This is a genomic window from Streptomyces sp. NPDC048419, assembly GCF_043200415.1.
GTDB lineage: Bacteria > Actinomycetota > Actinomycetes > Streptomycetales > Streptomycetaceae > Streptomyces.
The window spans coordinates 297,180-323,900 of the sequence record NZ_JBICXT010000007.1; the positions used below are offsets into that span (position 1 = coordinate 297,180).

General features: G+C 71.9%; 19 protein-coding genes. 15 read left to right on the plus strand and 4 right to left on the minus strand.

Annotation, left to right across the window (positions count from 1 at the left end; all coding sequences use genetic code 11):
- Nucleotides 1–130: 130 nt before the first annotated feature.
- From infB to ACGFYN_RS18270, 6 genes are all read left to right on the plus strand, one after another.
- Nucleotides 131–3,241, plus strand: coding sequence for a translation initiation factor IF-2 (gene infB / locus ACGFYN_RS18245; RefSeq protein WP_393866821.1), 3,111 nt, complete (start codon nt 131–133; stop codon nt 3,239–3,241).
- Nucleotides 3,242–3,374: 133 nt separating this feature from the next.
- Nucleotides 3,375–3,668, plus strand: coding sequence for a DUF503 domain-containing protein (locus ACGFYN_RS18250; RefSeq protein WP_393866822.1), 294 nt, complete (start codon nt 3,375–3,377; stop codon nt 3,666–3,668).
- A 32-nt stretch (nt 3,669–3,700) separates the two neighbouring features.
- The gene (rbfA, locus tag ACGFYN_RS18255) at nt 3,701–4,147 is read left to right on the plus strand and encodes a 30S ribosome-binding factor RbfA (protein ID WP_393866823.1); all 447 of its coding nucleotides are present in this window, start codon (nt 3,701–3,703) and stop codon (nt 4,145–4,147) included.
- A complete protein-coding gene (gene truB, locus ACGFYN_RS18260) occupies nt 4,144–5,049 on the plus strand; it encodes a tRNA pseudouridine(55) synthase TruB (RefSeq protein WP_393866824.1) in 906 nt (301 codons plus the stop codon). The genes rbfA and truB overlap by 4 nt, the downstream gene beginning before the upstream one ends.
- A 257-nt stretch (nt 5,050–5,306) precedes the next feature.
- Nucleotides 5,307–8,855: a trypsin-like peptidase domain-containing protein gene (locus ACGFYN_RS18265; protein WP_393866825.1), complete on the plus strand. Its 3,549-nt coding sequence runs from the start codon at nt 5,307–5,309 to the stop codon at nt 8,853–8,855.
- Nucleotides 8,856–8,981: 126 nt separating this feature from the next.
- Nucleotides 8,982–9,929, plus strand: a complete 948-nt coding sequence (locus tag ACGFYN_RS18270) for a bifunctional riboflavin kinase/FAD synthetase (protein ID WP_393866826.1) — start codon at nt 8,982–8,984, stop codon at nt 9,927–9,929.
- Between the two features lie 66 nt (nt 9,930–9,995).
- Here ACGFYN_RS18270 and ACGFYN_RS18275 read toward each other — a convergent pair whose 3' ends face one another.
- Nucleotides 9,996–13,610: an SCO5717 family growth-regulating ATPase gene (locus ACGFYN_RS18275; protein ID WP_393866827.1), complete on the minus strand. Its 3,615-nt coding sequence runs from the start codon at nt 13,608–13,610 to the stop codon at nt 9,996–9,998.
- A gap of 470 nt (nt 13,611–14,080) precedes the next feature.
- Here ACGFYN_RS18275 and ACGFYN_RS18280 point away from each other — a divergent pair, with 470 nt between their 5' ends.
- Nucleotides 14,081–15,598, plus strand: a complete 1,518-nt coding sequence (locus ACGFYN_RS18280; RefSeq protein ID WP_393866828.1) for a PQQ-binding-like beta-propeller repeat protein — start codon at nt 14,081–14,083, stop codon at nt 15,596–15,598.
- 91 nt (nt 15,599–15,689) lie between these two features.
- Here the strand turns inward: ACGFYN_RS18280 and ACGFYN_RS18285 are convergent, their stop codons facing one another.
- Complete coding sequence (locus tag ACGFYN_RS18285; protein WP_393866829.1) at nt 15,690–15,986, minus strand: DUF397 domain-containing protein; 297 nt, start codon at nt 15,984–15,986, stop codon at nt 15,690–15,692.
- A 319-nt stretch (nt 15,987–16,305) separates the two neighbouring features.
- Here ACGFYN_RS18285 and rpsO point away from each other — a divergent pair, with 319 nt between their 5' ends.
- The 5 genes from rpsO (at nt 16,306) to ACGFYN_RS18310 (ending at nt 21,780) form a co-directional block, all read left to right on the plus strand.
- On the plus strand, nt 16,306–16,593 hold the full coding sequence (rpsO, locus tag ACGFYN_RS18290; protein ID WP_030945091.1) for a 30S ribosomal protein S15: 288 nt from the start codon (nt 16,306–16,308) through the stop codon (nt 16,591–16,593).
- 337 nt (nt 16,594–16,930) lie between these two features.
- Nucleotides 16,931–19,147 (plus strand): polyribonucleotide nucleotidyltransferase, encoded by a 2,217-nt coding sequence (locus ACGFYN_RS18295; RefSeq protein ID WP_393866830.1) that lies wholly within the window; start codon nt 16,931–16,933, stop codon nt 19,145–19,147.
- The gene (locus ACGFYN_RS18300; protein ID WP_393866831.1) at nt 19,144–20,523 is read left to right on the plus strand and encodes a M16 family metallopeptidase; all 1,380 of its coding nucleotides are present in this window, start codon (nt 19,144–19,146) and stop codon (nt 20,521–20,523) included. The genes ACGFYN_RS18295 and ACGFYN_RS18300 overlap by 4 nt, the downstream gene beginning before the upstream one ends.
- A 38-nt stretch (nt 20,524–20,561) precedes the next feature.
- Nucleotides 20,562–21,314: a 4-hydroxy-tetrahydrodipicolinate reductase gene (gene dapB / locus ACGFYN_RS18305; RefSeq protein ID WP_393866832.1), complete on the plus strand. Its 753-nt coding sequence runs from the start codon at nt 20,562–20,564 to the stop codon at nt 21,312–21,314.
- A 13-nt stretch (nt 21,315–21,327) separates the two neighbouring features.
- The gene (locus tag ACGFYN_RS18310; protein WP_393866833.1) at nt 21,328–21,780 is read left to right on the plus strand and encodes a hypothetical protein; all 453 of its coding nucleotides are present in this window, start codon (nt 21,328–21,330) and stop codon (nt 21,778–21,780) included.
- A 42-nt stretch (nt 21,781–21,822) separates the two neighbouring features.
- Here ACGFYN_RS18310 and ACGFYN_RS18315 read toward each other — a convergent pair whose 3' ends face one another.
- Together ACGFYN_RS18315 and ACGFYN_RS18320 are read right to left on the minus strand one after the other, a co-directional pair.
- Nucleotides 21,823–22,377: a PH domain-containing protein gene (locus ACGFYN_RS18315; protein WP_393866834.1), complete on the minus strand. Its 555-nt coding sequence runs from the start codon at nt 22,375–22,377 to the stop codon at nt 21,823–21,825.
- A 90-nt stretch (nt 22,378–22,467) separates the two neighbouring features.
- Nucleotides 22,468–22,704: a hypothetical protein gene (locus tag ACGFYN_RS18320; protein ID WP_393866835.1), complete on the minus strand. Its 237-nt coding sequence runs from the start codon at nt 22,702–22,704 to the stop codon at nt 22,468–22,470.
- A 200-nt stretch (nt 22,705–22,904) separates the two neighbouring features.
- Here ACGFYN_RS18320 and thyX point away from each other — a divergent pair, with 200 nt between their 5' ends.
- The 3 genes from thyX to ACGFYN_RS18335 all read left to right on the plus strand — a co-directional run bounded on the left by thyX (nt 22,905) and on the right by ACGFYN_RS18335 (nt 26,583).
- Nucleotides 22,905–23,645 (plus strand): FAD-dependent thymidylate synthase, encoded by a 741-nt coding sequence (gene thyX / locus ACGFYN_RS18325; protein ID WP_393866836.1) that lies wholly within the window; start codon nt 22,905–22,907, stop codon nt 23,643–23,645.
- Nucleotides 23,646–23,856: 211 nt separating this feature from the next.
- On the plus strand, nt 23,857–24,756 hold the full coding sequence (gene dapA, locus ACGFYN_RS18330) for a 4-hydroxy-tetrahydrodipicolinate synthase (RefSeq protein ID WP_393866837.1): 900 nt from the start codon (nt 23,857–23,859) through the stop codon (nt 24,754–24,756).
- 141 nt (nt 24,757–24,897) lie between these two features.
- Nucleotides 24,898–26,583, plus strand: a complete 1,686-nt coding sequence (locus ACGFYN_RS18335) for a ribonuclease J (protein WP_393866838.1) — start codon at nt 24,898–24,900, stop codon at nt 26,581–26,583.
- The last annotated feature ends 138 nt before the right edge of the window (nt 26,584–26,721 follow it).

Sequence of the window (26,721 nt, forward strand, 5' to 3'; positions counted from 1 at the left end):
CCCCCGTGCGGCCCTGGTACCCCGCGAGTTGGAAGTAGGTCGAGATTGCGATGAGCACTCGATGAGCACGCGATGAGTACGCCCATGAAGTAGCGACGGTCCGGACGCACCCGGACCTAAAAGGAGCGAAGTGGCTAAGGTCCGGGTATACGAACTCGCCAAGGAGTTCGGGGTGGAGAGCAAGGTCGTCATGGCCAAGCTCCAAGAACTCGGTGAATTCGTCCGTTCGGCGTCTTCGACCATCGAAGCGCCCGTAGTCCGCAAGTTGACGGACGCCCTCCAGCAGGGCAACGGCGGCGGCAAGTCCGCCCCCGCCCGCAAGGCTGCCCCGGCGAAGCCGGCAGCCCCCTCTTCCGCGCAGGCCGCCCGTCCGGCTGCCCCGCGCCCGCCGGCCCCCAAGCCGGCTGCCGCCGAGAAGCCCGCGGCTCCCGCCGCGCCGGCTGCTCCCGGCCCCCGTCCGGGTCCGAAGCCCGCGCCGCGGCCCGCCCCGGCGTCCCCGGCTCCGGCCACGCCCGAGTTCACGGCGCCCCCCGCGGCTCCGGCCGCTCCGGCTGCCTCCTCCGGCTCCGGCTCCGGCACCGGCGCGCGTCCGGGCGCTCCGCGTCCGGCCGGCCAGGCTCCGCGTCCGGGCAGCCGTCCCGGCGGTCCCGGCCAGGGCGGCCAGGGCCGTGGTGACCGCGGCGACCGTCCCGGCGCTCCGCGTCAGGGTGGCGGCGCCCCGCGTCCCGGCGCCCGTCCGGCCGGTCCCCGTCCGGGCAACAACCCGTTCACCTCTGGTGGCTCCACCGGCATGGCGCGCCCGCAGGCGCCCCGTCCGGGCGGTGCCCCGCGTCCCGGTGGCCCCGGTGCCCCCGGCGGCGCTCCGCGTCCGCAGGGCGCCGGCCAGGGCCCGCGTCGCGAGGGTGGCGCGGGCGGTCCCCGTCCGCAGGCTCCGGGCGGCTCGCGTCCGTCCCCGGGCGGTATGCCCCGCCCGCAGGGCGGCGGTCCCCGTCCCGGCGGCGGCCCCGGCGGCCCGCGTCCCAACCCCGGCATGATGCCGCAGCGTCCTGCTGCCGGCCCGCGTCCCGGCGGCGGTGGACCCGGCGGTGGCCGCGGTCCCGGCGGTGGCGGTCGTCCCGGTGGCGGCGGTCGTCCGGGCGGCGGCGGCGGTTTCGCCGGTCGTCCCGGTGGCGGCGGTGGCGGCGGCTTCGCCGGTCGTCCCGGCGGTCCCGGTGGCGGCGGTGGCGGTTTCGCCGGTCGTCCCGGTGGTCCCGGTGGCGGCGGTGGCCGTCCCGGCTTCGGCGGTCGTCCCGGTGGTCCGGGCGGTCGTGGTGGCACGCAGGGCGCCTTCGGCCGTCCCGGCGGTCCCGCGCGCCGTGGCCGCAAGTCGAAGCGTCAGAGGCGCCAGGAGTACGAGGCCATGCAGGCCCCGTCGGTCGGCGGCGTGATGCTGCCTCGCGGCAACGGCGAGTCCATTCGCCTGTCGCGCGGTGCCTCTCTCACCGACTTCGCGGAGAAGATCAACGCCAACCCGGCGTCGCTCGTCGCGGTCATGATGAACCTCGGCGAGATGGTCACGGCCACGCAGTCCGTCTCCGACGAGACGCTGCAGCTCCTCGCGGGCGAGATGAACTACACGGTTCAGATCGTCAGCCCCGAGGAGGAGGACCGCGAGCTGCTCGAGTCCTTCGACATCGAGTTCGGCGAGGACGAGGGCGGCGAGGAGGACCTCGTGGTCCGTCCGCCGGTCGTCACCGTCATGGGTCACGTCGACCACGGAAAGACCCGACTGCTCGACGCCATCCGCAAGACGAACGTCATCGCGGGCGAGGCCGGCGGCATCACCCAGCACATCGGTGCCTACCAGGTCGCGACCGAGGTCAACGACGAAGAGCGCAAGATCACCTTCATCGACACCCCGGGTCACGAGGCGTTCACCGCCATGCGTGCCCGTGGTGCGAAGTCGACCGACATCGCGATCCTGGTCGTCGCGGCCAACGACGGCGTCATGCCGCAGACGGTCGAGGCGCTCAACCACGCCAAGGCGGCCGACGTCCCGATCGTCGTCGCGGTCAACAAGATCGACGTCGAGGGTGCCGACCCGACCAAGGTGCGCGGTCAGCTGACCGAGTACGGCCTGGTGGCCGAGGAGTACGGCGGCGACACCATGTTCGTCGACATCTCCGCCAAGCAGGGTCTGCACATCGACTCCCTGCTGGAGGCCGTGGTCCTCACCGCGGACGCCTCGCTCGACCTGCGGGCCAACCCGAACCAGGACGCGCAGGGCATCTCGATCGAGTCCCGCCTCGACCGCGGCCGTGGTGCCGTCTCGACGGTGCTCGTCCAGCGAGGCACGCTGCGGGTCGGCGACACGATGGTCGTGGGCGACGCCTACGGCCGTGTGCGCGCCATGCTCGACGACAACGGCAACAACGTCGCCGAGGCCGGCCCGTCGACGCCGGTCCAGGTCCTGGGCCTGACCAACGTCCCGGGTGCGGGCGACAACTTCCTGGTGGTCGACGAGGACCGTACGGCCCGTCAGATCGCCGAGAAGCGCGCCGCCCGTGAGCGCAACGCCGCGTTCGCCAAGCGCACGCGCCGTGTCTCCCTCGAGGACCTGGACAAGGTGCTCAAGGCCGGCGAGGTCCAGCAGCTCAACCTCATCATCAAGGGTGACGCTTCCGGTTCCGTCGAGGCGCTCGAGTCGTCCCTGCTCCAGCTGGACGTCGGCGAAGAGGTCGACATCCGCGTCCTGCACCGCGGCGTCGGTGCGGTCACGGAGTCGGACATCGACCTGGCGATGGGCTCCGACGCCATCGTGATCGGCTTCAACGTCCGCGCGGCCGGCCGCGCGGCGCAGATGGCCGAGCGCGAGGGTGTGGATGTCCGGTACTACTCGGTCATCTACCAGGCGATCGAGGAGATCGAGGCGGCCCTGAAGGGCATGCTGAAGCCGGAGTACGAAGAGGTCGAGCTCGGAACGGCGGAGATCCGCGAGGTCTTCAAGTCGTCCAAGCTGGGCAACATCGCGGGTGTCCTCATCCGCTCCGGCGAGGTCAAGCGCAACACCAAGGCGCGCCTCGTCCGCGACGGCAAGGTCATCGCGGAGAACCTCAACATCGAGGGTCTGCGTCGCTTCAAGGACGACGTCACCGAGATCCGCGAAGGGTTCGAGGGCGGTATCAACCTCGGCAACTTCAACGACATCAAGGTCGACGACGTCATCGCGACGTACGAGATGCGGGAGAAGCCGCGCATCTGATGCAGCACGCGATCGGGGCCGGTCGGCGGGAGCGAATTTCCGTCGATCGGCCCCGGCCGTTGCGTGTACGGTTCCCGTATCGGCGTCCGAGCGCGGCGCCCGTACCCCGAACCGGCGGGACATCCGGACACACATGTATGTGGGGACTCTGTCCTTCGACCTGCTCCTCGGCGACGTCCACTCGCTCAAGGAGAAACGCTCGCTCGTCCGTCCGATCGTGGCCGATCTCCAGCGGAAGTACGCGGTGAGTGTGGCGGAGACGGGCCATCAGCACCTCCACCGCAGGGCCGAGATCGGGCTCGCGGTGGTCTCGGGGGAATGGGGACACCTCACCGACGTACTGGACCGCTGCGAGCGGCTGGTCGCCGGGCGGCCCGAGGTGGAACTGCTCTCGGTTCGACGCAGGCTCCACAGCGACGAAGACTGAAGCAAGACGGAAGCACTTAAGGAGACGGACCAGTGGCCGACAACGCGCGTGCCAAGAGGCTGGCGGACCTCATCCGAGAGGTGGTGGCCCAGAAGCTGCAGCGTGGGATCAAGGACCCGCGGCTCGGCTCGCACGTCACCATCACGGACACCCGGGTCACCGGGGATCTGCGGGAGGCGACCGTCTTCTACACGGTGTACGGGGACGACGAGGAGCGGACGGCCGCGGCCGCCGGTCTGGAGAGCGCCAAGGGCGTCCTGCGCTCCGCGGTCGGCGCGGCGGCGGGCGTGAAGTTCACACCGACGCTGACCTTTGTGGCCGACGCCCTGCCGGACAACGCCCGCACCATCGAGGACCTCCTCGACAAGGCGCGGCAGTCCGACGCGAAGGTGCGCGAGACCTCGGCCGGCGCCGCGTACGCGGGCGAGGCCGACCCGTACAGGAAGCCGGGCGAGGACGAGGACGACGCCGCCGAATGACCCAGCAGAACCGGACGCCCGACGGGCTTGTCGTCGTCGACAAGCCGTCGGGCTTCACCTCGCACGACGTGGTCGCCAAGATGCGCGGCATCGCCCGCACCCGCCGCGTCGGGCACGCCGGCACCCTCGACCCCATGGCGACGGGCGTGCTCGTGCTCGGCATCGAGCGGGCCACCAAGCTGCTCGGTCACCTCGCGCTGACCGAGAAGGAGTACCTGGGCACGATCCGTCTCGGGCAGACGACGGTCACGGACGACGCAGGGGGCGAGATCACGGGGTCGCGAGACGCCTCGAAGGTCACCCGCGAGGCCGTCGACGCCGGGATCGCCAAGCTGACCGGCGACATCATGCAGGTGCCGTCGAAGGTGAGCGCCATCAAGATCGACGGCGTGCGCTCCTACAAGCGGGCCCGGGAGGGCGAGGACTTCGAGATCCCGGCCCGGCCGGTCACCGTCTCGTCGTTCGCGGTGTACGACATGCGGGACGCCGTCGCCGAGGACGGCACCCCGGTGATCGACCTCGTGGTCTCCGTCGTCTGCTCCTCCGGCACCTACATCCGGGCCCTGGCCCGGGACCTGGGCGCCGATCTGGGCGTCGGCGGCCATCTCACGGCGCTGCGCCGCACCCGCGTCGGGCCGTACAAGCTGGACACCGCCCGGACGCTGGAGCAGCTCCAGCAGGAGCTGGCCGTGCTGCCGATCGCCGAGGCGGCCGCCGCCGCGTTCCCGCGCTGGGACGTGGACGAGCGCAGGGCCCGGCTGCTCACCAACGGCGTACGGCTCGAGATGCCCGAGATGTACGCCGGCGGCGGCGCCGTGGCCGTCTTCGACGCCGACGGGCGCCTGCTCGCGCTCGTCGAGGAGCAGAAGGGCAAGGCGAAGAGCCTGGCCGTCTTCGGCTGAGGCATCGCGAGGGACATCGGGGCCGGGTGTCCGTGGAGCGGCGATCACGGGGTTGTGCCGCCGCTCCACGGTCCCCCCTCGGTTCCCCCACCCCTAGGGTGTATCCACCGGCCGCCGCCTGTTCACCCGTGCGGGCAGGCGCTCGGAGTGAACCGAGGGAGCGGAAGGGGGCGCGTTCGCCCCGCGATCTGTCCCGCTGATCACCACGCGCCTACCGTCGAAGGGTGGGCACAGGTGTACGGCGGGGAGGTTCGGCCATGGCGGGACGGGGCCCGCGCGCGACCGGGGGCGGACACCGGCAGACGGACGATGCGCGGAGCGGGCGTGCGCGTGCCGCGGACTCTACGGTCCCGGACGCCGCCGTGGTCCGCATCCACGACCTGGCCGGCCGCCCCCGCGGCACCGGCTTCGTGGCCGACCACCACGGCACCGTGATCACCAGCCACGAGGCCGTCGACGGCCTCGCCCGGCTGGTCCTGCACGCCGCCGGCGACCGCACCTGCCTGGTGACCGCGGACGCGGTGACCCCGCTGCCCGCCCTGGACCTCGCCCTCGTACGCACCGAGGGCCTGGACGTGGACCCGCTGCCGGTCACGGTGCGGGACCGGGTCGAGTCGGGCACGTACGTGCGGATCGCCGCCGGATGCTGGCGCGAGGCACGGGTGCTCCACGCGACGTCCGTGACGTACGCGGCGACGGACCGCTTCCATCTCCTCGACGAGGCGATGGAGTTGGCGATCGGCACGGACGGCCGCGACGCGCTGCGGCTGGGCGGTGGGGCGGCCGGGGGACCGGTGCTGGACGCCCGGACCGGCGCCGTGATCGGCGTCCTCGGTACCGCGCTGCACTCCGGCCACCGCGACGTCGGGTTCGCCGTCCCGCTCCGCACCCATTCTCGGCTTCGCTCGAGCGGGGGGACCCCCATCGCGCCCGGCGGCCCGCTCGCCCACCTGCTCGCCCTGAACGCGGCGACGGTGCCCGCGTACGGCGCCGACCTCAACCTGGCGGGCGTCCTGGAGCTGACCGCCACATCGGTGGGCCAGGACGGTCCGCCGGGAGTACTGGCGACGCACGCCGGACGGACGGGCGATGCCGTCGAACCGGTCGAACGAGACGTGACGGCACGGGAGTTCGCCGCGTTCGCCCGCGGCCCGGCCGCCGTCCTCGGCCTTGTCGGGGCACCGGGCAGCGGCCGTACGACGGAGCTCGCGTCCCTCGCCGCCCGGCGCGCCCGAGGTGCCGCACCGGCCCCCACCCTGTGGCTGCGCGGCGCCGACCTGAAGGACGACGACGCCTCGGTGGCGGACGCGGCACGCCGGGCGCTGACGCGCGCCGCCCGGATCGTCGCGGCGTCCGGGCCGGCCGGCGAACTCGGCGACATCACCCCGGAGCGCGTGGCCGAGGTGGCCCGGGCCGCGGGCCGCCCGCTGCTGCTCCTGCTGGACGGTCCCGAGGAGATGCCGCCCGTGCTGGCCCACCGCCTGCGCGAGTGGACGCGGGGGACGGCGGACCGGCTGGAGGAGACGGGCGCGCGGCTCGTGGTGGCGTGCCGGGCGGAGTACTGGGAGCGGGCGGGAGCGGAGTTCCCGGAGGAGACGCTGTACGGCGGGGCCGCCTCCGGAGGGCTGCCGCCGTGCGTGCGCCTCGGCGACCTGCGGGCGGACGAGGCGCGCACGGCCCGCGCGCGGTACGGCATCCCCGAGGGCGCCCTGGCGGACTCCGACGCCTGCCACCCCCTCATCCTGCGGCTGCTCTCGGAGGTCCGCGCCGCCCTCCCCGACGCCCCCCACGCGCGCGTGGACCGCGACGACGTCCTGGCCGCCCACCTCGACCTGATGTGCCTGCGCGTCGCCGTCCGGCTGGCCGCGGAGAACGGCCTGCGCGGCACCGCCGTACGGCGCCTGGCCGCGAAGGTCGCCGGACAGGTCCACGAGGCCGCCCGCCGCAGCCTCGGCCCCGGGCAGGGCGAGCTGGACCGGGAGACGTTCGAGGCGGTGTTCCCCTGGGGCCCGGCGCCCGCGCGTCTCGGCGGCGGGACCGGCTGGGCGTCCGCCGTACTCACCGAGGGCCTCCTGGTCCCGGCGGGCGGCGGCTACCGCTTCGCCCACGAGGAGCTCGCCGACTGGATCCAGGGCATGCACCTCGACCTGGACGAGGCACTCAAGGCCCTGGTCCACCGCCGCGTCCCGGACGGCGACCGCCTCCTCTCCGTCCCGCACCACCGCATCGGCCCCGTCGTACAGGCCCTGCTCCTGCTCGCCCGGCAGCACGGCCCCCGCCGACTCGCCGACCGGCTGCGGGAGTTGGAGCACGCCCTGGACACTGACCCGCAGTCCTGGTGGGCCGCCCGCCTCCTCACGGAGACCCTGCTGCGCGTACCGGACGCCACACCGTACGAGGAGGTCCTGGACCTCCTCGTGGAGCGGCTGGTGGCGACGCGTGGGCAGGACGGTCCGAACTCCCCGGCAAACCAAGGCGATTCACGTCCCGTCCCCGACGCCCTGGCCGCCTTCGGCCCCGGATTCTGGACCGCCCTGGCCCTTCCGCAGGCCGGCCGCCTCGACCTGCTCCGCCGTCTTCTCCTCGCCGACGGCCCCCCGCAGGAGACCGGCCCCCGTTTCCTGGACGCCGTCTCGCGCCTCCTGGCCGCCGACCCCACGGTCGTACAGCCGCTTCTCACGCTCTGGTTCGACGACGACCGGCCGCTGCCCGCTACCCCGCACGCGAGCGTCGCGGAGGCGGCGCAGGCGCTGCTGCACACCCATCGGCATCTCGCCCTGGACGAGCTCACCGAGGTGCTCGTCGAGAGTGCGCACCGGCGGGCCGACGAGCTGCTCGCCGTGCTGGCCGAGGACGAGCCCCCGGCGGTGTGCCGGGCCGTCGACCGGTGGGCGCACGACGAGCGGCCCGCACGGCGGGTGGCGGCGGTGGCGTACGGCCTGTGCGCGGCGCCGCACGTCCGTTCCGAGGCCGACCGCGAACTGCTGCGCTTCGCCGCCCTCGCCCTGCTCGCGCGCCCCGCCGACTGCACCCTGCACGGCGGTGCGCTCGCGCTCCTCGTCCGCGATCCACGCACGCGTGCCCGCCATCTCCCGCGGGCACTGCGGCACTTCGCGGCCGACGACCCGCGCTTCCCGCCGAGCGCACTGGTCCCCGCGCTGGCCACGCACCCGGAGCCGGTCCTCGACGCCTTCCGCGAGCGGCTGCGCAGGCCGGACGCCGGGCGGGCGCTGCGCACGCTCGCCGACGTCACCACGCCCTCGCTCGCGCGAAGGGTCGCAGCCCTCGTGCGCGAGGCGGTGCGGGAGCACCCGGAGACCGCCGCGGACGTGGCCGCCTACGTCGACCGGCGGCTCGACCAGGGACCGCCCGCCCGGGCCGTGCTCCTGCCCCTGGTCACGGGTCTCCTCGACGGCGGCCCGGAAGAGGTGCGGGCCGCGCTCGCCGCCGTCCTCGCCGCCCCCGGCGCGCCCGCCTCCCGCCTGCTGCGCCGCGAGCTCCTCGACTTCCTCCTGGCCCATGAGCAGGCTCCGGCCGTCCTGGACGCCCTGCTGCACGCCACGGGACGGCGCTCAGGGGACGACGCGCGCGACCTCGTGCACCGCACCGGCATGCTCCTCGTCCGCACCCCGGACGGCGCGACCCGTTTCGACCGCGGACTGGTCGACCTGGGCCGGCACGTCCCCGGCTTCGCCGCCCGCATGGCCGGCTGGCTGGCCGACGCCCCGCAGGCCTGGGCGGCGGTGGTCGGCCCCAGCGCCCGCCGGACGATCGAGAACCTTTCGGGCGTACGCGTGCCCGCCTGAGCTGTGCTCCCGCGTGCGTCGGGTCACAGCCCCCATGCCGATGAGGGCGGTCCGCGCCCGGCATGGCACCCTTAGACCTGCGTAAGAGGTCGAAAGATACGGATACGGGTTCGAGGAGCGGTCACAGTGCAGCGCTGGCGTGGCATGGAGGACATCCCCGAGGACTGGGGGCGCAGCGTCGTCACCATCGGCTCCTACGACGGAGTCCACCGCGGTCACCAGCTGATCATCCGGCATGCCGTGGAGCGCGCGCGTGAGCTGGGCGTTCCCTCCGTGGTCGTCACCTTCGACCCGCACCCCAGCGAGGTCGTCCGCCCCGGCAGCCACCCGCCGCTGCTCGCCCCGCACCACCGCCGCGCCGAGCTGATGGCCGGCCTGGGTGTGGACGCGGTCCTCATCCTCCCCTTCACCACCGAGTTCTCGAAGCTGTCGCCGGCCGACTTCGTGGTCAAGGTCCTGGTCGACAAGCTGCACGCCAAGGCGGTCGTCGAAGGCCCCAACTTCCGCTTCGGCCACAAGGCCGCGGGCAACGTCGAGTTCCTCGTCGAGCAGGGCAAGGTCTACGACTTCGAGGTCGAGGTCGTCGACCTGTACGTCAGCGGGGAGGCGGGCGGCGGCGAGCCCTTCTCCTCCACCCTGACCCGGCGCCTGGTCGCCGAGGGCGACCTCGAGGGCGCGGCGGAGATCCTGGGCCGTCCGCACCGTGTCGAGGGCGTGGTGGTGCGAGGCGCCCAGCGGGGCCGTGAACTGGGCTTCCCGACGGCCAACGTCGAGACGCTGCCCCACACCGCCATCCCCGCCGACGGCGTCTACGCCGGCTGGCTGCACGCCCAGGGCGAGTCGATGCCGGCCGCGATCTCCGTCGGCACCAACCCGCAGTTCGACGGCACCGAGCGCACGGTGGAGGCGTACGCCATCGACCGCGTCGGCCTCGACCTCTACGGCCTGCACGTGGCCGTCGACTTCCTCGCCTTCGTGCGCGGCCAGGCGAAGTTCGACTCGCTGGAGGCCCTGCTCGAGCAGATGGGCGAGGACGTGAAGCGGTGCCGCGAACTGGTGGCCGCCGCCGAGTAGTTCCTGCCACGACGACGAAGGGCGGCCGGTGCCTGTGGGCACCGGCCGCCCTTCGTGTGCCACCGGCTACTGCTGCGGCGGGGGAGGGGCCTGCGGGTAGCCGTAACCGGGCTGCTCGGGCGCTCCCGGCTGCGGTGGGTACGGCTGCCCGGGCTGGGCGGGCGGCTGCTGGACCGGCGGCTGTGCCGGCTGGGCGTAGGGCTGCCCCGGCTGCGGGTAGGGCTGCTGACCCGGTTGCGGGTACGGCACCTGGCCGGGCTGGGGTGCCTGGGGGTACGGGCCCGGCCGGCCCGGGGCCTGCTGCCCGGGGGCGTACTGCCGGCCCGGCATCGGCGGGGCGGCGACCGGCGGCGGGTTGCCGTCGCTCGTCCACAGGCCGTGCATCTGCTGGTGCCGTACGAAGTCCTCGGCGACCATCGCCGCGAGGTTGAAGTACGCCTCCCGTACCTTGGGCCGCATCATGTCGAGGTCGACCTCGGCACCGGCGGCGAGGTGCTCGTCGAAAGGCACCACCACGACACCGCGGCAGCGCGTCTCGAAGTGGCTGACGATGTCCTCCACCTTGATCATCTTTCCGGTCTCACGGACACCGGAGATGACGGTGAGGGACCTCGACACCAGGTCGGCGTACCCGTGCGCGGACAGCCAGTCCAGCGTCGTACTGGCGCTGCTCGCACCGTCCACCGACGGCGTCGAGATGATGATGAGCTGGTCGGCGAGGTCGAGCACGCCGCGCATCGCGCTGTAGAGCAGACCGGTGCCGGAGTCGGTGAGGATGACCGGGTACTGCTTGCCGAGCACATCGATCGCGCGCCGGTAGTCCTCGTCGTTGAACGTCGTGGAGACGGCCGGGTCGACGTCGTTGGCGATGATCTCGAGCCCGGACGGCGCCTGCGAGGTGAACCGCCGGATGTCCATGTACGAGTTGAGGTACGGGATCGCCTGGACGAGGTCACGGATGGTGGCCCCGGTCTCGCGGCGCACCCGGCGGCCGAGGGTGCCGGCGTCCGGGTTGGCGTCGATCGCGAGGATCTTGTCCTGGCGCTCGGTGGCGAGCGTGGAGCCGAGCGCGGTGGTGGTCGTGGTCTTGCCCACGCCGCCCTTGAGGCTGATGACCGCGATCCGGTAGCAGGACAGGACGGGCGTCCGGATCAGCTCGAGCTTGCGGTTGCGCTCGGCCTCTTCCTTCTTCCCGCCGAGCTTGAACCGGCTCGGCGCGGCCGCGGGGCGCCCGCTCTTCGCCTTCTGCTTCTTGTTGATCAGCCGGTCCGAGGACAGCTCCACGGCGGCCGTGTAACCCAGCGGCGCGGCACCGGGGTTGGTCACCTGCCGCTGGTCGTGCTGCACGGGCTGCGGCCAGGCGGCCCCGGCCCGCGGGTCCACGGGCGGCTGCGGCGCCTGCGGGGCTTGCTGGTTCGGCTGGGGCTGACCCTGCGGGGCGGCGCCGGGCTGGGCCGGGGGCTGCGGGAAGCCGTAGCCACCAGGCGTGTTGGGGGCAGGCGGGGCGGCCTGCGGTGCCCGCGGGTCGGGTTGCGGCTGACCCTGCGGGGCGGCGCCGGGGTGCGCCGGGGGCTGCGGGAAGCCGTAGCCGCCCTGCGGGTTGGGCGCGGGTGGGGTGGGCTGGGGTGCCTGTGCCGGCGCCTGGGGCTGAGGCTGCGGGGGCACGCCGGGATGGGGCTGTGCCGGCGGTGCCGGGGGCTGCGGGAAACCGTAACCACCGGGCTGGGCGGGGGAGTTGGGGGCCGACGGTGCCGTGGGTGCGGGGGTGCCTGGGTTCGGGAAGCCGTAGTCGCCGGGTGTGTTGGGCGCGGGGGGTGCGGTGTCGCCGGGCTGGGCGGGGGAGTTGGGGGTCGGCGGTGCCGTGGGTGCGGGGGTGCCCGGGTTCGGGAAGCCGTAGCCGCCGGGTGTGTTTGGCGCCGGGGTCGGGGCGTCGCCGGGCTGCGGGAAGCCGTAGCCGCCCTGCGGGTTGGGCGCGGGGGCGGGCGGCTGGTTCCAGGCCGCGGGCGCCGGCTGCGGGGCCTGCGGCTGGAAGTGCGGCTGCTGCGGCGGCTGTTGCTGCGGCGGCACGGGCGGCAGGCCCGGCGCGGCGGCCGCGGGCTGCTGCGTCGCGGGCGCCGGGGGAGACGGCTGCGGGGGTTGCTGCGGTTGCTGCGTCTGTGCGGGCCAGTGGGCGGCGGGAGCGGGCGCGGCGGGCTGGTACGACGGCGGCAACGGCGGTAGTCCGCCCTGCGGCGCCGGCGGGGGAGTCCAGGCGGGCGGCGCGTCCTGCGGGGCGCCGGCCGGGCTCGGCACGGCGTCCCGCGGCTCGTCTCCCTGAGGGGCCGCGTCCTGGGGCTCGCCGTCCTCGGATGCCGCGTCCTCGGATGCCGCGTCCGCGGATGCCGCGTCCGCGGGTACGGCATCGGAGGGCTCGGCGCGCTCGGGCACCGCGTCCTCGGCCACCACGTCGGCGGGCTCGGCCTCGGTCTCGACTTCCGCCTCGGCCTCGGCCTCCGCCGGGGCTGCCTCGTCCTCCGCCCGGGAACCGTCGTCCTCGGACGTGACCGCCGCGGGCTCCGCGACGCCCTCCTCGGCGGAGTCGTCCTCGCCCTCCGCCGACTCATCGGTGGCCACGGGGAGTTCGGTCACGTCGGCCGAGTCAGAGGCGTCGGCCGAGTCGGTAACGTCGGCTGGGCCGGACGCGTCGGCCGAGTCGGTCACGTCGGCCGAGCCGGACGCCTCGCCGTCGTTGCCTTCGTCGGCATTGACGGCCGCACCCTCGGCGTCGGTCTCCGTGTCCGGGTCCGTAGTCGCAGCCACGGCCTCAGGCACGTCCGTGACCTCGGCGTCGTCACCCTCGGCCTCGTCGGGAGCCGTGCTCTGCGCGTCGGCCCCGCCCGGCTGCCACAGCTTGGCCTCCGCCTCGGCGGCGGCGGCGCGTTCCGCGATCTCCCGCTTCAGCGCGACGGAGGAGAACCGCATGGTGGCGCCGCTCTCCAGATCGCCGTTCGCGGGCTCCTCCTCGGGAGCGGTCTGCGCGGATCCAGCGGAAGCCGCAGCCTCCCGCTGAGGCTCGAACCCGCTCCCCACCGGAAGCTTGGGCACCGCACCGGGCCCACCGCTCGGCGGCGCGGGCGGTGTGGGCGGGGCCGGCGGAGCGACCGGTACAGACGGCGCAGGAGGCGTGAAGGGCGCGCCAGGCGCGGGCGCAGGCGCAGGCGGCGTGAACGGCGCCCCCGGCGCGGGTGCCGCCGCGGGAGGCGTGAAGGGCGCCCCGGGCGCAGGCGCGGGCGGAGGAGGCGTGAACGGTGCCCCAGGAGCCGGTGCCGGCGCGGATGCCGGACCGTCGGACGCGACCGGCCTCGGCATCGAGTGAGCCGGCGGAGTCAGCCCCGGCAGAGAGGAGAGCGAGAAGTCGGAGGGAGACCCCGAAGCGGACGGAGCCCCTGGCGCGGCCCCGGGCCGCCCCGCGCCGGCACCGGACGCACCGCCCGCCGCCGGTGCCGTACCCCCGGACGGCGTGCCTTCGGAAGCAGCGTCATCGCTACCGCCCGCGCCCTCGGACGCGTTCTGCGTGTACCAAGCGGGCGGCGCGTAGTCGATGGTGAATTCGCCCGTCGTCTCGACGGCGGACTCCGCGTCGGGCTGGTCATCGCCGGGTGTGGCCCAGCCCCCGCGGATCCCGTCCCGATCGCTGCTCACAATTCCTCCTGGTGTGCTCGAGCACCCTCATGGCGTGCTGGGGCGACCCTTGCTTGTCGTCCTGTGTCGTTCTGAGGTCGTCCGATTCCACCGGCTTTCCCCCTGAGCCGCCGCCGCCTGGTCCATGGCTCTGGCGACGCGCACACTCCCAGCCTAATCACCAGAAGCGTCATCCCGGCAGGCCCGCCCACCCATGAGCGACTGACCGGTACGTCACAACCAGCGCAGAAGTGGCTTACGCAGCCCACGTATTGGTGAACAAATCGGGCGCAGTCCGTGAACTCCGCGCACACAACGTGAAGGGAAGCGGTCACCCGCGATCCCCGAACTGCCGTACCGCACAAGGCTCCTGGCGCGCGCGGACCTCACCCGCGCGAGTAGGTGATCACGCCGCCCGGCAAAATAGGGGCCGCTTCCGTGACCACTTCGCAGAATTCTCCGTGACCGCTGCACAGGAAAAGGATGTCAGCGTGAGCTTCGGCCCGCCCCCCTCGATGTACACCCAGTCCGCCCTGAACGCGGGGACGCAGGAGACGAGGCGCCGCCGGAAGTGGCTGCTGCTGCCGCTCCTGGCCGTCCTCGTCGCGGCGGTGGGCACGGGCGGCCGGCTCCTGTGGGGCGGTGCCAGCGGTACGAAGACGGACAAGCCGGTCGCCGCCGGCCAGAGCCGGCTCGACGTCCGGGAGACCGTCGAGCGGCGGCCCGCGAGCACCACCGGAAAGATGGCCTTCCGCTTCTCGGTGGACGACATGAGCCCGGGCGAGCACTACGAGATGCCCGGCATGTGGGCCACGGACAGGATCCTCGCCAAGGGCATCAACAAGACCGTCATCGGCCTGTCCGTCGGTACCGACGCCTCCCCGGGCGACGAGAGGTGGAAGCTCCCCCTCGACGGCCCGATATGCGGCTACACCCGCCATGTGACGGGCGAGAACCGCACCGCCGTCCTCTTCCGCGCCAACGACCGGGGCGGTGCGTACTGCAACCACGTCGCCTTCTTCGACCTCGACGACGGCCGCGAGATCTGGGAGACCGACTTCCCCTACTCCAAGTACGGGGACGCGCAGGGCCTCGCGACCGGCGGCGACGACCAGGACACCCCGAGCGTGACCCTGGCGCACGGCACGGTCGCCGTCACCTGGGGCGGCGGCACGGACGGCTACAGCATGGACACCGGACGGCGGCTGTGGCGTACGACGTCGACCGGTTCCTGCCAGGACATGGGCGCGGCCGGCGGTGGCGCGCTGCTCGTCCGTCAGCAGTGCTGGCACGACGACGCCCCCGCCGACTCGACGGACGCCGTCACCTACAAGGCGCGCAAGGTCGACCCGAGGACGGGCAAGGTCCTGTGGACCTACTCCGCCGCGAAGGGCATCCGGGATCTCGACATCCCGTCCGCGAAACCGGCCGTCCTCGCCGTCCAGGCCGGCCAGATCGGCATCTCCGAGTTGCTCTCCCTGGACGACGAGGGCAGGAACCGCGCCACGATCCGCCTCCAGAGCGGCACTTACGTGGGCGAGTGCTCCTACGACGACTACCTCGCCATCGACGACTGCCCGACCATCGCGGTGGGCGACGGCCAGGTCTTCCTGCGCAGCAAGGAGTCGGGCGACAAGGCCAACTCCAACTGGATCATCGGCTTCGACCTGGCGACCGGGAACACCACCAAGAAGTTCGACTCCGGCGCCGGCTCGCTGCTGTACCCCGTACGGATGAGCGGAGGCCGGCTCCTCGCCCTGCGCCAGACCGACGACCACATCACGCCCTCGGCGCTGGTCGCCCTGGACCCGGGGACGGGCAGGGAGACGCCGTACTTCTACTACGAGCTGCCCCAGGAGGCCGAGTTGATGACGATGACGGAGTACAACGACATCGTCGTCGAGGACGGGCGCCTCTTCTTCGGCGTCAAGAAGGTCGACGGCCCCGCGAAGGGGCAGCCCCGGTGGGTGTACCTCGTGCTCGGCATCGAGAGCAACGCGGCGAAGTAGGCGAAGTGGGCCACGTAGGCGACGTGGGCGAAGTGACCGGGGACCTGTGTGGTGCACGACGGGGCGGTCCCCGCCCCGTCGTGCACCGGGACTACGCCTCGGCCGCCCGGCCCCCGTTGCGCGGCGCGGGATCCAGGTCGAACTCGCCGTCCCGCGCGCCGAGGACGAAGGCACGCCACTCGGCCTCCGTGTAGCGCAGCACGGTGCCGGGGTCGAGCGAGGAGCGCATGGCCACGGCGCCGTCGGGAAGGTAGGCGATCTCGACCCGCTCCTCGTGCTCCTCCGTGCCGGGCGCGCTCTGCCACGTCACGCCGGAGATGTCCAGGGCGTACAGCTCGTCCCGCTCCCGCGCCTTGCGCGCCTTGATCTGCTCTTCCGTCTCCGCCATGCGCAGCGACCCCTTCCCTGCGTACGCGTTCCCGGCGCACGCGAACGATCTGTGCGCTCACACTAGTGCGGGCGCCTGCGAGGCTTTCGGGCTTTCTTCCGGCTTCCACCCGGCTTCGTGGACCTTGGCCGAGGCGCCCCTGACTGGCTGGTACCCTGATGGACGGCCGTTTGTGTACGCACCCCCGGAGCCAACGCAGGAGACCTGCAGGCTCTGGAGGCCGCGCCCAGCGGATCCCCGCCTCCCGAGTTACGGAAGCTCCCCCGAGACAAAGACCGGGGGCACTCGAAGGCCATCAAGAAGACCACGAGGAGTACGAGTGTCGCTCGACGCCGCTACGAAGAAGCAGATCATCACCGAGTTCGGTCAGAAGGAGGGTGACACCGGCTCCCCCGAGGTCCAGGTCGCCATGCTCTCGCGCCGGATCTCGGACCTGACCGAGCACCTCAAGACCCACAAGCACGACCACCACTCCCGCCGTGGTCTGCTGATCCTGGTCGGTCAGCGCCGTCGCCTGCTGCAGTACCTGGCGAAGAAGGACATCCAGCGCTTCCGTGCGCTGGTCGACCGCCTGGGCATCCGCCGCGGTGCGGCGGGCGCCAAGTAAGACGCCGTGAAGGGAGCGGTTCCCGCGGGTGTGGGGACCGCTCCCTTTGCCGTACATACGGAAACGTGCGGAGTGTCACCGCCGCTTTGTAGTGTGGTAGCACAACGCAATACGTACGACACAGAGTGACGGGTCGTGCCCATAGGGGCAGGCCACCGTCACAAGACGAACGAGGAGAAGCGCCGCCTCGCCGCCGCCGGTCCTCGGTAGTGGCCCCCGGGAGATGTGAGCCCCGGGTGCTTCGATCGAAGACCGGCCCGCACCAGACGGAGCGCTTCTCCGCAAGCGTCCCCCCGCCACACGGGCGAGGAGGGACGAAGACGAGGAGAAAACGCTAGTGGAGAACGAGACCCACTACGCCGAGGCCGTCATCGACAACGGCTCCTTCGGCACCCGCACGATCCGCTTCGAGACGGGCCGCCTGGCCAAGCAGGCCGCCGGCTCCGCCGTGGCGTACCTGGACGACGACACCATGGTGCTGTCGGCCACCAGCGCCTCCAAGAACCCCAAGGACCAGCTCGACTTCTTCCCGCTGACGGTGGACGTCGAGGAGCGGATGTACGCCGCCGGCAAGATCCCCGGCAGCTTCTTCCGCCGTGAGGGCCGCCCCTCCGAGGACGCGATCCTCACCTGCCGTCTGATCGACCGCCCGCTGCGCCCGTCCTTCAAGAAGGGCCTGCGCAACGAGATCCAGGTCGTCGCCACGATCATGGCGCTCAACCCCGACCACCTGTACGACGTCGTGGCCATCAACGCCGCCTCCGCGTCCACGCAGCTGGCCGGCCTGCCCTTCTCCGGCCCGATCGGCGGCGTCCGCGTCGCCCTGGTCAACGGCCAGTGGGTCGCGTTCCCGACGCACACCGAGCTCGAGGACGCCGTCTTCGACATGGTCGTCGCCGGTCGCGTCCTCGAGGACGGCGACGTCGCGATCATGATGGTCGAGGCCGAGGCCACCGACAAGACGATCCAGCTGGTCCAGGGCGGCGCCGAGGCGCCGACCGAGGAGGTCGTCGCCTCCGGTCTGGACGCCGCCAAGCCCTTCATCAAGGTGCTCTGCAAGGCCCAGGCCGACCTCGCCGCCAAGGCCGCCAAGCCGACCGGCGAGTTCCCGGTCTTCCTCGACTACCAGGACGACGTCCTGGAGGCGCTGACCGCCGCCGTCAAGCCGGAGCTCACCTCCGCGCTGACGATCGCGGGCAAGCAGGAACGCGAGGCCGAGCTGGACCGCGTCAAGGGTCTGGCCGCCGAGAAGCTCCTGCCGGAGTTCGAGGGCCGCGAGAAGGAGATCTCCGCCGCGTACCGCTCGCTGACCAAGTCCCTGGTCCGTGAGCGCGTCATCAAGGAGAAGAAGCGCATCGACGGCCGCGGCGTCACGGACATCCGTACGCTCGCCGCCGAGGTCGAGGCCATCCCGCGCGTGCACGGCTCGGCGCTGTTCGAGCGTGGCGAGACCCAAATCCTGGGCGTCACCACCCTCAACATGCTCCGGATGGAGCAGCAGCTGGACACGCTCTCCCCGGTGACCCGCAAGCGCTACATGCACAACTACAACTTCCCGCCGTACTCCGTCGGTGAGACCGGCCGCGTGGGTTCCCCCAAGCGCCGCGAGATCGGCCACGGCGCGCTCGCCGAGCGCGCCATCGTGCCGGTCCTGCCGACGCGCGAGGAGTTCCCGTACGCGATCCGTCAGGTGTCCGAGGCCCTCGGCTCCAACGGCTCGACGTCCATGGGCTCGGTCTGCGCCTCCACCATGTCGCTGCTGAACGCCGGTGTGCCGCTGAAGGCCCCGGTCGCCGGTATCGCCATGGGCCTGATCTCCCAGGAGATCAACGGCGAGACGCACTACGTCGCCCTCACCGACATCCTCGGTGCGGAGGACGCCTTCGGCGACATGGACTTCAAGGTCGCCGGCACCAAGGAGTTCGTGACCGCCCTCCAGCTGGACACCAAGCTGGACGGCATCCCGGCCTCCGTCCTGGCCGCGGCCCTCAAGCAGGCCCGTGACGCCCGCCTCCACATCCTCGACGTGATGATGGAAGCGATCGACACGCCGGACGAGATGTCCCCGAACGCCCCGCGGATCATCACCGTCAAGATCCCCGTGGACAAGATCGGCGAGGTCATCGGCCCCAAGGGCAAGATGATCAACCAGATCCAGGAGGACACCGGCGCCGAGATCACGATCGAGGACGACGGCACCATCTACATCGGTGCCGCCGACGGCCCGGCCGCCGAGGCCGCCCGTACGACGATCAACGGCATCGCCAACCCGACCATGCCGGAGGTCGGCGAGCGCTACCTGGGCACGGTCGTGAAGACGACCACCTTCGGTGCGTTCGTTTCGCTGCTCCCGGGCAAGGACGGTCTGCTGCACATCTCGCAGATCCGCAAGCTCGCCGGCGGCAAGCGCGTGGAGAACGTCGAGGACGTCCTCGGTGTGGGCCAGAAGGTCCAGGTCGAGATCGCCGAGATCGACTCCCGCGGCAAGCTCTCCCTGATCCCGGTGATCGAGGGCGAAGACGGCGACGACAAGAAGGACGACGGCGACAAGTGACGCCCCGTGGCTTCAAGGCGACGGCCCGCACCTCCTCGGAGGCGCGGGCCGTCGCCCGTACCCAAACCCTCATCAAGGGTGAGAACGGCATCGGCACGGTCCGCAAGACCACCCTCCCGGGCGGCCTGCGCATCGTCACCGGGACCCTGCCCTCGGTCCGCTCCGCGACCTTCGGCATCTGGGCGAACGTCGGCTCCCGCGACGAGACCCCCGCTCTGAACGGCGCCACGCACTACCTGGAGCACCTGCTCTTCAAGGGCACCGGGCGCCGGTCCGCGCTGGACATCTCCGCCGCGGTCGACGCGGTGGGCGGCGAGATGAACGCGTTCACGGCGAAGGAGTACACGTGCTACTACGCGCGCGTGCTCGACACCGACCTGCCCCTCGCCATAGACGTCGTCTGCGACATGCTGACGGGCTCGCTCATCCTCGAAGAGGACGTCAACGTCGAGCGGGGCGCGATCCTCGAAGAGATCGCCATGACCGAGGACGACCCGGGCGACTGTGTGCACGACCTGTTCGCGCACACGATGTTCGGCGACAACGCCCTCGGCCGCCCGGTCCTCGGCACGGTCGACACGGTCAACGCCCTCACCGCGGACCGCATCCGCCGCTTCTACCGCAAGCACTACGACCCGACCCACCTGGTCGTGGCCGCCGCGGGCAACATCGACCACAGCAAGGTCGTACGGCAGGTCCGTGCCGCCTTCGAGAAGGCGGGCGCCCTCGGCGACGCCGGTGCCACCCCGATCGCCCCGCGCGACGGCCGCCGCTCGATCCGCACCTCGGGCCGCGTCGAACTGCTCGGCCGCAAGACCGAACAGGCGCACGTCGTCCTCGGCATGCCCGGCCTGGCCCGCACGGACGACCGCCGCTGGGCCCTCGGCGTGCTGAACACCGCCCTCGGCGGCGGCATGTCCTCCCGCCTGTTCCAGGAGGTCCGCGAGAAGCGCGGCCTGGCCTACAGCGTGTACTCGTACACCTCCGGCTTCGCCGACTGCGGCCTGTTCGGCGTCTACGCCGGCTGCCGGCCCTCGCAGGTCCACGACGTGCTGAAGATCTGCCGCGACGAGCTCGACCACGTCGCGGAGCACGGCCTGACCGACGAGGAGATCGGCCGCGCCGTCGGCCAGCTCCGGGGCTCCACCGTCCTGGGCCTCGAGGACACCGGCGCGCTGATGAACCGTATCGGCAAGAGCGAGCTGTGCTGGGGCGAGCAGATGTCCGTCGACGACATGCTGACCCGGATAGCGTCGGTCACCCCGGACGACGTCCGCGCGGTCGCCCGCGACATCCTGGGACAGCGGCCATCCTTGTCGGTCATCGGCCCGCTCAAGGACAAGCAGGCGTCCCGTCTGCAGGACGCCGTCGCCTGACATCCGTCGTCGGTAACTCCCGTAAGGAAGCAAGAGACATGAGCAAGCTGCGCGTGGCGGTCCTCGGTGCGAAGGGGCGCATCGGCTCCGAGGCGGTCCGGGCCGTCGAGGCGGCCGGGGACATGGAGCTGGTGGCCGCGCTCGGCCGGGGCGACAAGCTGGAGACGCTCGCGGAGACCGGCGCCCAGGTGGTCGTCGAACTGACCACCCCCGACTCGGTGATGGCCAACCTCGAGTACTGCGTGGGCCACGGCATCCACGCGGTCGTCGGTACGACGGGCTGGACCGACGAGCGCCTCACGCAGCTCACGGGATGGCTGGCCGCTTCCCCGCGGACCGGTGTGCTGATCGCGCCCAACTTCTCCATCGGCGCCGTCCTCACCATGAAGTTCGCGCAGATCGCCGCGCCCTACTTCGAGTCCGTCGAGGTCGTCGAGCTGCACCACCCGAAGAAGGTGGACGCCCCCTCCGGCACCGCCACGCGCACGGCCCAGCTGATCGCCGAGGCCCGCAGGAAGGCCGGCTCGGCGCCCGCGCCGGACGCCACCGAGACGGCCCTGGACGGCGCGCGCGGCGCGAACGTCGACGGCGTCCCGGTGCACGCCGTCCGCCTGCGCGGGCTCCTCGCCCACCAGGAGGTCCTGCTCGGCGGCGAGGGCGAGACGCTGACGGTCCGCCACGACTCCCTGCACCACAGCAGCTTCATGCCGGGCATCCTGCTCGGCGCCCGCCGCGTGGTGACGACCCCGGGCCTGACCTTCGGCCTGGAACACTTCCTGGACCTGGGCTGAGCGACCGACCGTCATGCGCGCGAAGATCTCCTACGTCATCACGGCCGCCGTCCTGGTCTTCTACTTCGTCCTGGTCGGCAGCCGCGGCGTCATGCTCATCCAGTCCGGCACGCTGCTGACCGTCACCTTCGGCGTGGCGGTGCTGGTCCTTCCGGTGATCGGCCTGTGGTTCCTGTGGAAGAACACCCAGTTCGTCCGCAAGGCCAACGCCCTCGCCGCCGAGCTCGACGCCGAGGGCGGTCTGCCCGTCGACGAGCTCGAACGCACGGCCTCCGGGCGGATCGACCGTGACTCGGCCGACGAGGTCTTCGCCAAGCGCAAGGCCGAGGCGGAGTCGGCTCCCGAGGACTGGCGCAGCTGGTTCCGGCTCGCGGTCGCCTACCACGACGCCCGCGACACCCCACGGGCCCGCAAGGCGATGCAGCGGGCGATCGCACTTCACGACGGCAAGCCGGCCGGAGCCTAGCCCCTCGTGGGCCCCTTCGACGTGACCGTCGTCAGCGTCGGGTCAGTGCCGCCCGTTCTCCGCCGCCCACGCCTCGATCATGTCCGCGGCCCGGTCGAACGACCCGTGCCGTGCCAGGAAATCGGCGTTGTGCGTGGTCATCAGCATCGATGTGTCCTGCTCGGCACGGCCCCCGCGGACGAGGATCAGCGCCTGTCCCTGCACCGTGCGCGGCAGCCCGAGCCAGCGCACCGGCTGCTGCACCGTGCGCACGTCGACGACCTGGTCCCAGGGCGTCGTTCGCGTGCCGAAGAAGCCCACATGGCGCAGCCCGCGCGTACTCACCCAGGCACCCACGCGCAGCAGCCGCAGCGCGCCCACGATGACGGCCAGCGCGATGCCGAAGACCACGGCGGCCTCGGCTGCCGACGCGGTGAACGCGATGATGACCGCGGCGAACAGCACGAACGAGGCGAGCAGCAGCCACAGCGCCGCGGCGCCCACGCGCCAGGGGCCGGGCCGGTAGGGCCGCTGCCAGCGGTCGCGGTCGTGGTGCGGCAGCGCGAGATCGTCGGCTGTCTCGAAAGCTCGGTCGGCCGTCAGGAAGGGCAGGGGCACGGCTGGTCCTCACTCGTTCCATACGTGGGCTGTGCCCGGTGAGGTTATCCGGCTGTGTCCCAGCTCACCAGCCTTGGGGGTCCGATGGAGTCAGCGCCCTTGGGAGGCCTGTGACTGCTGGGCCGGTGCGTGGGTGTCGGTGGACAGCGCCGGCATGCCGAGGACCAGCGCGCCCGCTATCCCTGCGACCAGGGTCAGCCCCAGCAGCCAGCGCCCGGCCATCTGACCGAAGGACGCCCGCTCACGGGGCGGTGGAGCGACATTGCCGCGGAACCTGTCGGCCTCGGCGACGAAGGCGAACGGGACGGGCTCACGACGACGGAACATGGACTGCACTTCTCCCCTCGGAGCCGAACAAGTGACTCGCACCTACATAGACGCTCGAGTGCCCCAAAAGGTGCCCTGTTTCACCGAATTCACAGAAAACGCCGACGTATGTCTCGACCCGGCACCGAACGCCCCGTTGTCAGAGCCGGGCCGTAGAGTGGGCGCCGCCCGAGAGACGTGATGGAAGGACCCCCCGCGCCGTGACCGACACCCCCGCCGACGACCTCAAACCCAGCTTCCGCAGCGATGTCACCGTCGAACTGGTCAAGCACACCGCGTCGGACGCGGACGTGCTGTTCGCCGCCCGCGTCTCGACGGTCGGCGAGCAGTCCCTGGAGGAGCTGAACAAGGACCCGGAGCGTTCCAAGGGCCTGATCAACTACCTCATGCGGGACCGGCACGGCAGCCCGTTCGAGCACAACTCGATGACCTTCTTCATCAGTGCCCCGATCTTCGTCTTCCGCGAGTTCATGCGGCACCGCGTGGGCTGGTCGTACAACGAGGAGTCGGGCCGCTACCGCGAGCTGGAGCCGGTCTTCTACGTCCCCGGCGCCTCCCGCAAGCTCGTCCAGCAGGGCCGCCCGGGCAAGTACGTCTTCGTGGAGGGCACCGCCGAGCAGCAGGCGCTGGTCACCGGCACCATGGAGGACTCGTACCGCCAGGCGTACGAGGCGTACCAGGAGATGCTCGCCGCCGGCGTCGCCCGCGAAGTCGCCCGCGCCGTCCTGCCGGTGGGCCTGTTCTCCTCGATGTACGCCACGTGCAACGCCCGCTCGCTGATGCACTTCCTCGGCCTGCGCACCCAGCACGAGCTGGCGAAGGTCCCGTCCTTCCCGCAGCGCGAGATCGAGATGGTCGGCGAGAAGATGGAGGCCGAGTGGGCCAGGCTGATGCCGCTCACGTACGCCGCCTTCAATGCGAACGGCCGTGTGGCGCCGTAGCGGATCCCATCTCCCCGACAGGGCACAGACGTACGGGTCAGTCTCGCGAAGTGTCCGTATTGCGGCATTTGGAGAAGTTCATCTAGCCTGATCAAACGGACCCGGTACTGCTTGAACCCCCGAGCAGGCAGTACCGGGCTCCGCATTTGTCCTGACTTATCCCGCACCCCTAGGGCAGACCGCACACTGAGCAGCGAGTAGCGTGTTACCCATGGCTCCGACCTCGACTCCGCAGACCCCCTTCGGGAGGGTCCTCACCGCCATGGTCACGCCCTTCACGGCGGACGGCGCACTCGACCTCGACGGCGCACAGCGGCTCGCCACCCACCTGGTGGACGCAGGCAACGACGGCCTGATCATCAACGGCACCACCGGTGAGTCCCCCACCACCAGCGACGCGGAGAAAGCGGATCTCGTACGGGCGGTCTTCGAGGCCGTCGGCGACCGGGCCCACGTGGTCGCCGGCGTCGGCACCAACGACACCCACCACAGCATCGAGCTGGCCCGGACCGCCGAGAGGGTCGGGGCGCACGGCCTCCTCGTCGTCACGCCGTACTACAACAAGCCCCCGCAAGAAGGCCTGTATCGGCACTTCAAGGCCGTCGCCGACGCCGCCGAACTGCCGGTCATGCTCTACGACATCCCCGGCCGCAGCGGCGTCCCGATCAACACCGAGACGCTCGTCCGGCTCGCCGAGCACCCGCGCATCGTCGCCAACAAGGACGCCAAGGGCGACCTCGGCCGCTCCAGCTGGGCCATTGCCCGCTCCGGCCTTGCCTGGTACTCCGGCGACGACATGCTGAACCTGCCGCTGCTCTCCGTAGGCGCGGTCGGCTTCGTCTCGGTCGTCGGCCACGTCGTCACGCCCGACCTGCGCGCCCTCGTCGACGCCTTCGTGTCGGGTGACGTACAGAAGGCCACCGAGATCCATCAGAAGCTGCTCCCGGTCTACACGGGCATGTTCCGCACCCAGGGCGTCATGACGACCAAGGCCGCCCTCGCCCTCCAGGGCCTGCCCGCGGGGCCCCTGCGCGCGCCCATGGTCGAGTGCACGCCCGAGGAGATTGCCCAGCTCAAGATCGATCTTGCCGCCGGCGGGGTACAGCTCTGACAACAGACTTGGCACCACAGGCTTCACAACTGAATAAGCAGGCCACCGGTGCCTGCACCCCACAACGACAACTGCTCATGCACGAACGTCACGCGCGCCACGTGCCCACCGGTACGTGGCGCGTGTGGTGAGGAGAGTCTTTTGAGTCATCCGCATCCTGAACTCGGCTCGCCGCCGCCGCTCCCCGAGGGCGGCCTGCGGGTCACCCCGCTCGGCGGCCTCGGCGAAATCGGCCGAAACATGACGGTCTTCGAGTACGGCGGCCGTCTTCTCATCGTCGACTGCGGCGTCCTGTTCCCCGAGGAGGAGCAGCCCGGAATCGACCTGATCCTGCCGGACTTCTCGTCGATCCGGGACCGTCTCGACGACATCGACGGCATCGTCCTCACGCACGGCCACGAGGACCACATCGGCGGCGTCCCCTTCCTCCTCCGCGAGAAGCCCGACATCCCGCTGATCGGCTCCAAGCTGACCCTCGCGCTCATCGAGGCGAAGCTCCAGGAGCACCGGATCCGCCCCTACACCCTCGAGGTGGCCGAGGGGCACCGCGAGCGCGTCGGCCCCTTCGACTGCGAGTTCATCGCGGTCAACCACTCGATCCCGGACGCTCTCGCCGTGGCCATCCGCACGCCGGCCGGCATGGTGGTGCACACCGGCGACTTCAAGATGGACCAGCTCCCGCTGGACAACCGCCTCACGGACCTGCACGCGTTCGCGCGGCTGAGCGAGGAGGGCATCGACCTGCTCCTCGCCGACTCGACGAACGCCGAGGTCCCGGGCTTCGTCCCGCCCGAGCGCGACATCTCCAACGTCCTGCGCCAGGTCTTCGCGGGCGCCCGCAAGCGGATCATCGTGGCGAGCTTCGCCAGCCACGTCCACCGCATCCAGCAGATCCTGGACGCGGCCCAGGAATACGGCCGCCGGGTCGCCTTCGTCGGCCGCTCGATGGTCCGCAACATGGGCATCGCCCGGGACCTGGGCTATCTGAAGGTCCCGCCGGGCCTGGTGGTCGACGTCAAGACACTCGACGACCTCCCCGACCACGAAGTGGTCCTGGTCTGCACGGGTTCCCAGGGCGAACCGATGGCGGCCCTGTCCCGGATGGCCAACCGCGACCACCAGATCCGCATCGTCGACGGCGACACGGTCATCCTGGCGTCGTCGCTCATCCCGGGGAACGAGAACGCGGTCTACCGCGTGATCAACGGCCTGACCCGCTGGGGCGCCAACGTCATCCACAAGGGCAACGCCAAGGTCCACGTCTCGGGCCACGCCTCGGCCGGCGAGCTGCTGTACTTCTACAACATCTGCCGGCCGAAGAACCTGATGCCGGTCCACGGTGAATGGCGCCACCTGCGGGCCAACGCCGAACTGGGCGCCCTCACCGGCGTCCCGCACGACCGCATCGTCATCGCCGAGGACGGCGTGGTCGTCGACCTCGTCGAGGGCAAGGCGAAGATCTCGGGCAAGGTCCAGGCCGGATACGTCTACGTCGACGGTCTCTCGGTCGGCGACGTCCGCGAGCCGGCGCTGAAGGACCGCAAGATCCTCGGAGACGAGGGCATCATCTCGGTCTTCGTGGTCATGGACTCGTCCACGGGCAAGATCACGGGCGGCCCGCACGTCCAGGCGCGCGGCTCGGGAATCGAGGACTCGGCCTTCGCCGCCGTGATCCCGAAGATCACCGAGGTTCTCGAACGCTCCGCCCAGGACGGCGTGGTGGAGCCCCACCAGCTGCAGCAACTCATCCGCCGCACACTGGGCAAGTGGGTCTCCGACACGTATCGCCGCAGGCCGATGATCCTGCCGGTCGTCGTGGAGGTCTGACCGACACACGACGCCACGGACGCGTCAACTGGCAGCGGGGGGGGGGGGGGGGGGGGGGGGGGGGGGGGGGGGGGGGGGGGGCGGGGCGGGGGGGGGGGGGGGGGGCGCCCGCGCGGGGGGGGGGGGGGGCGGCCGACC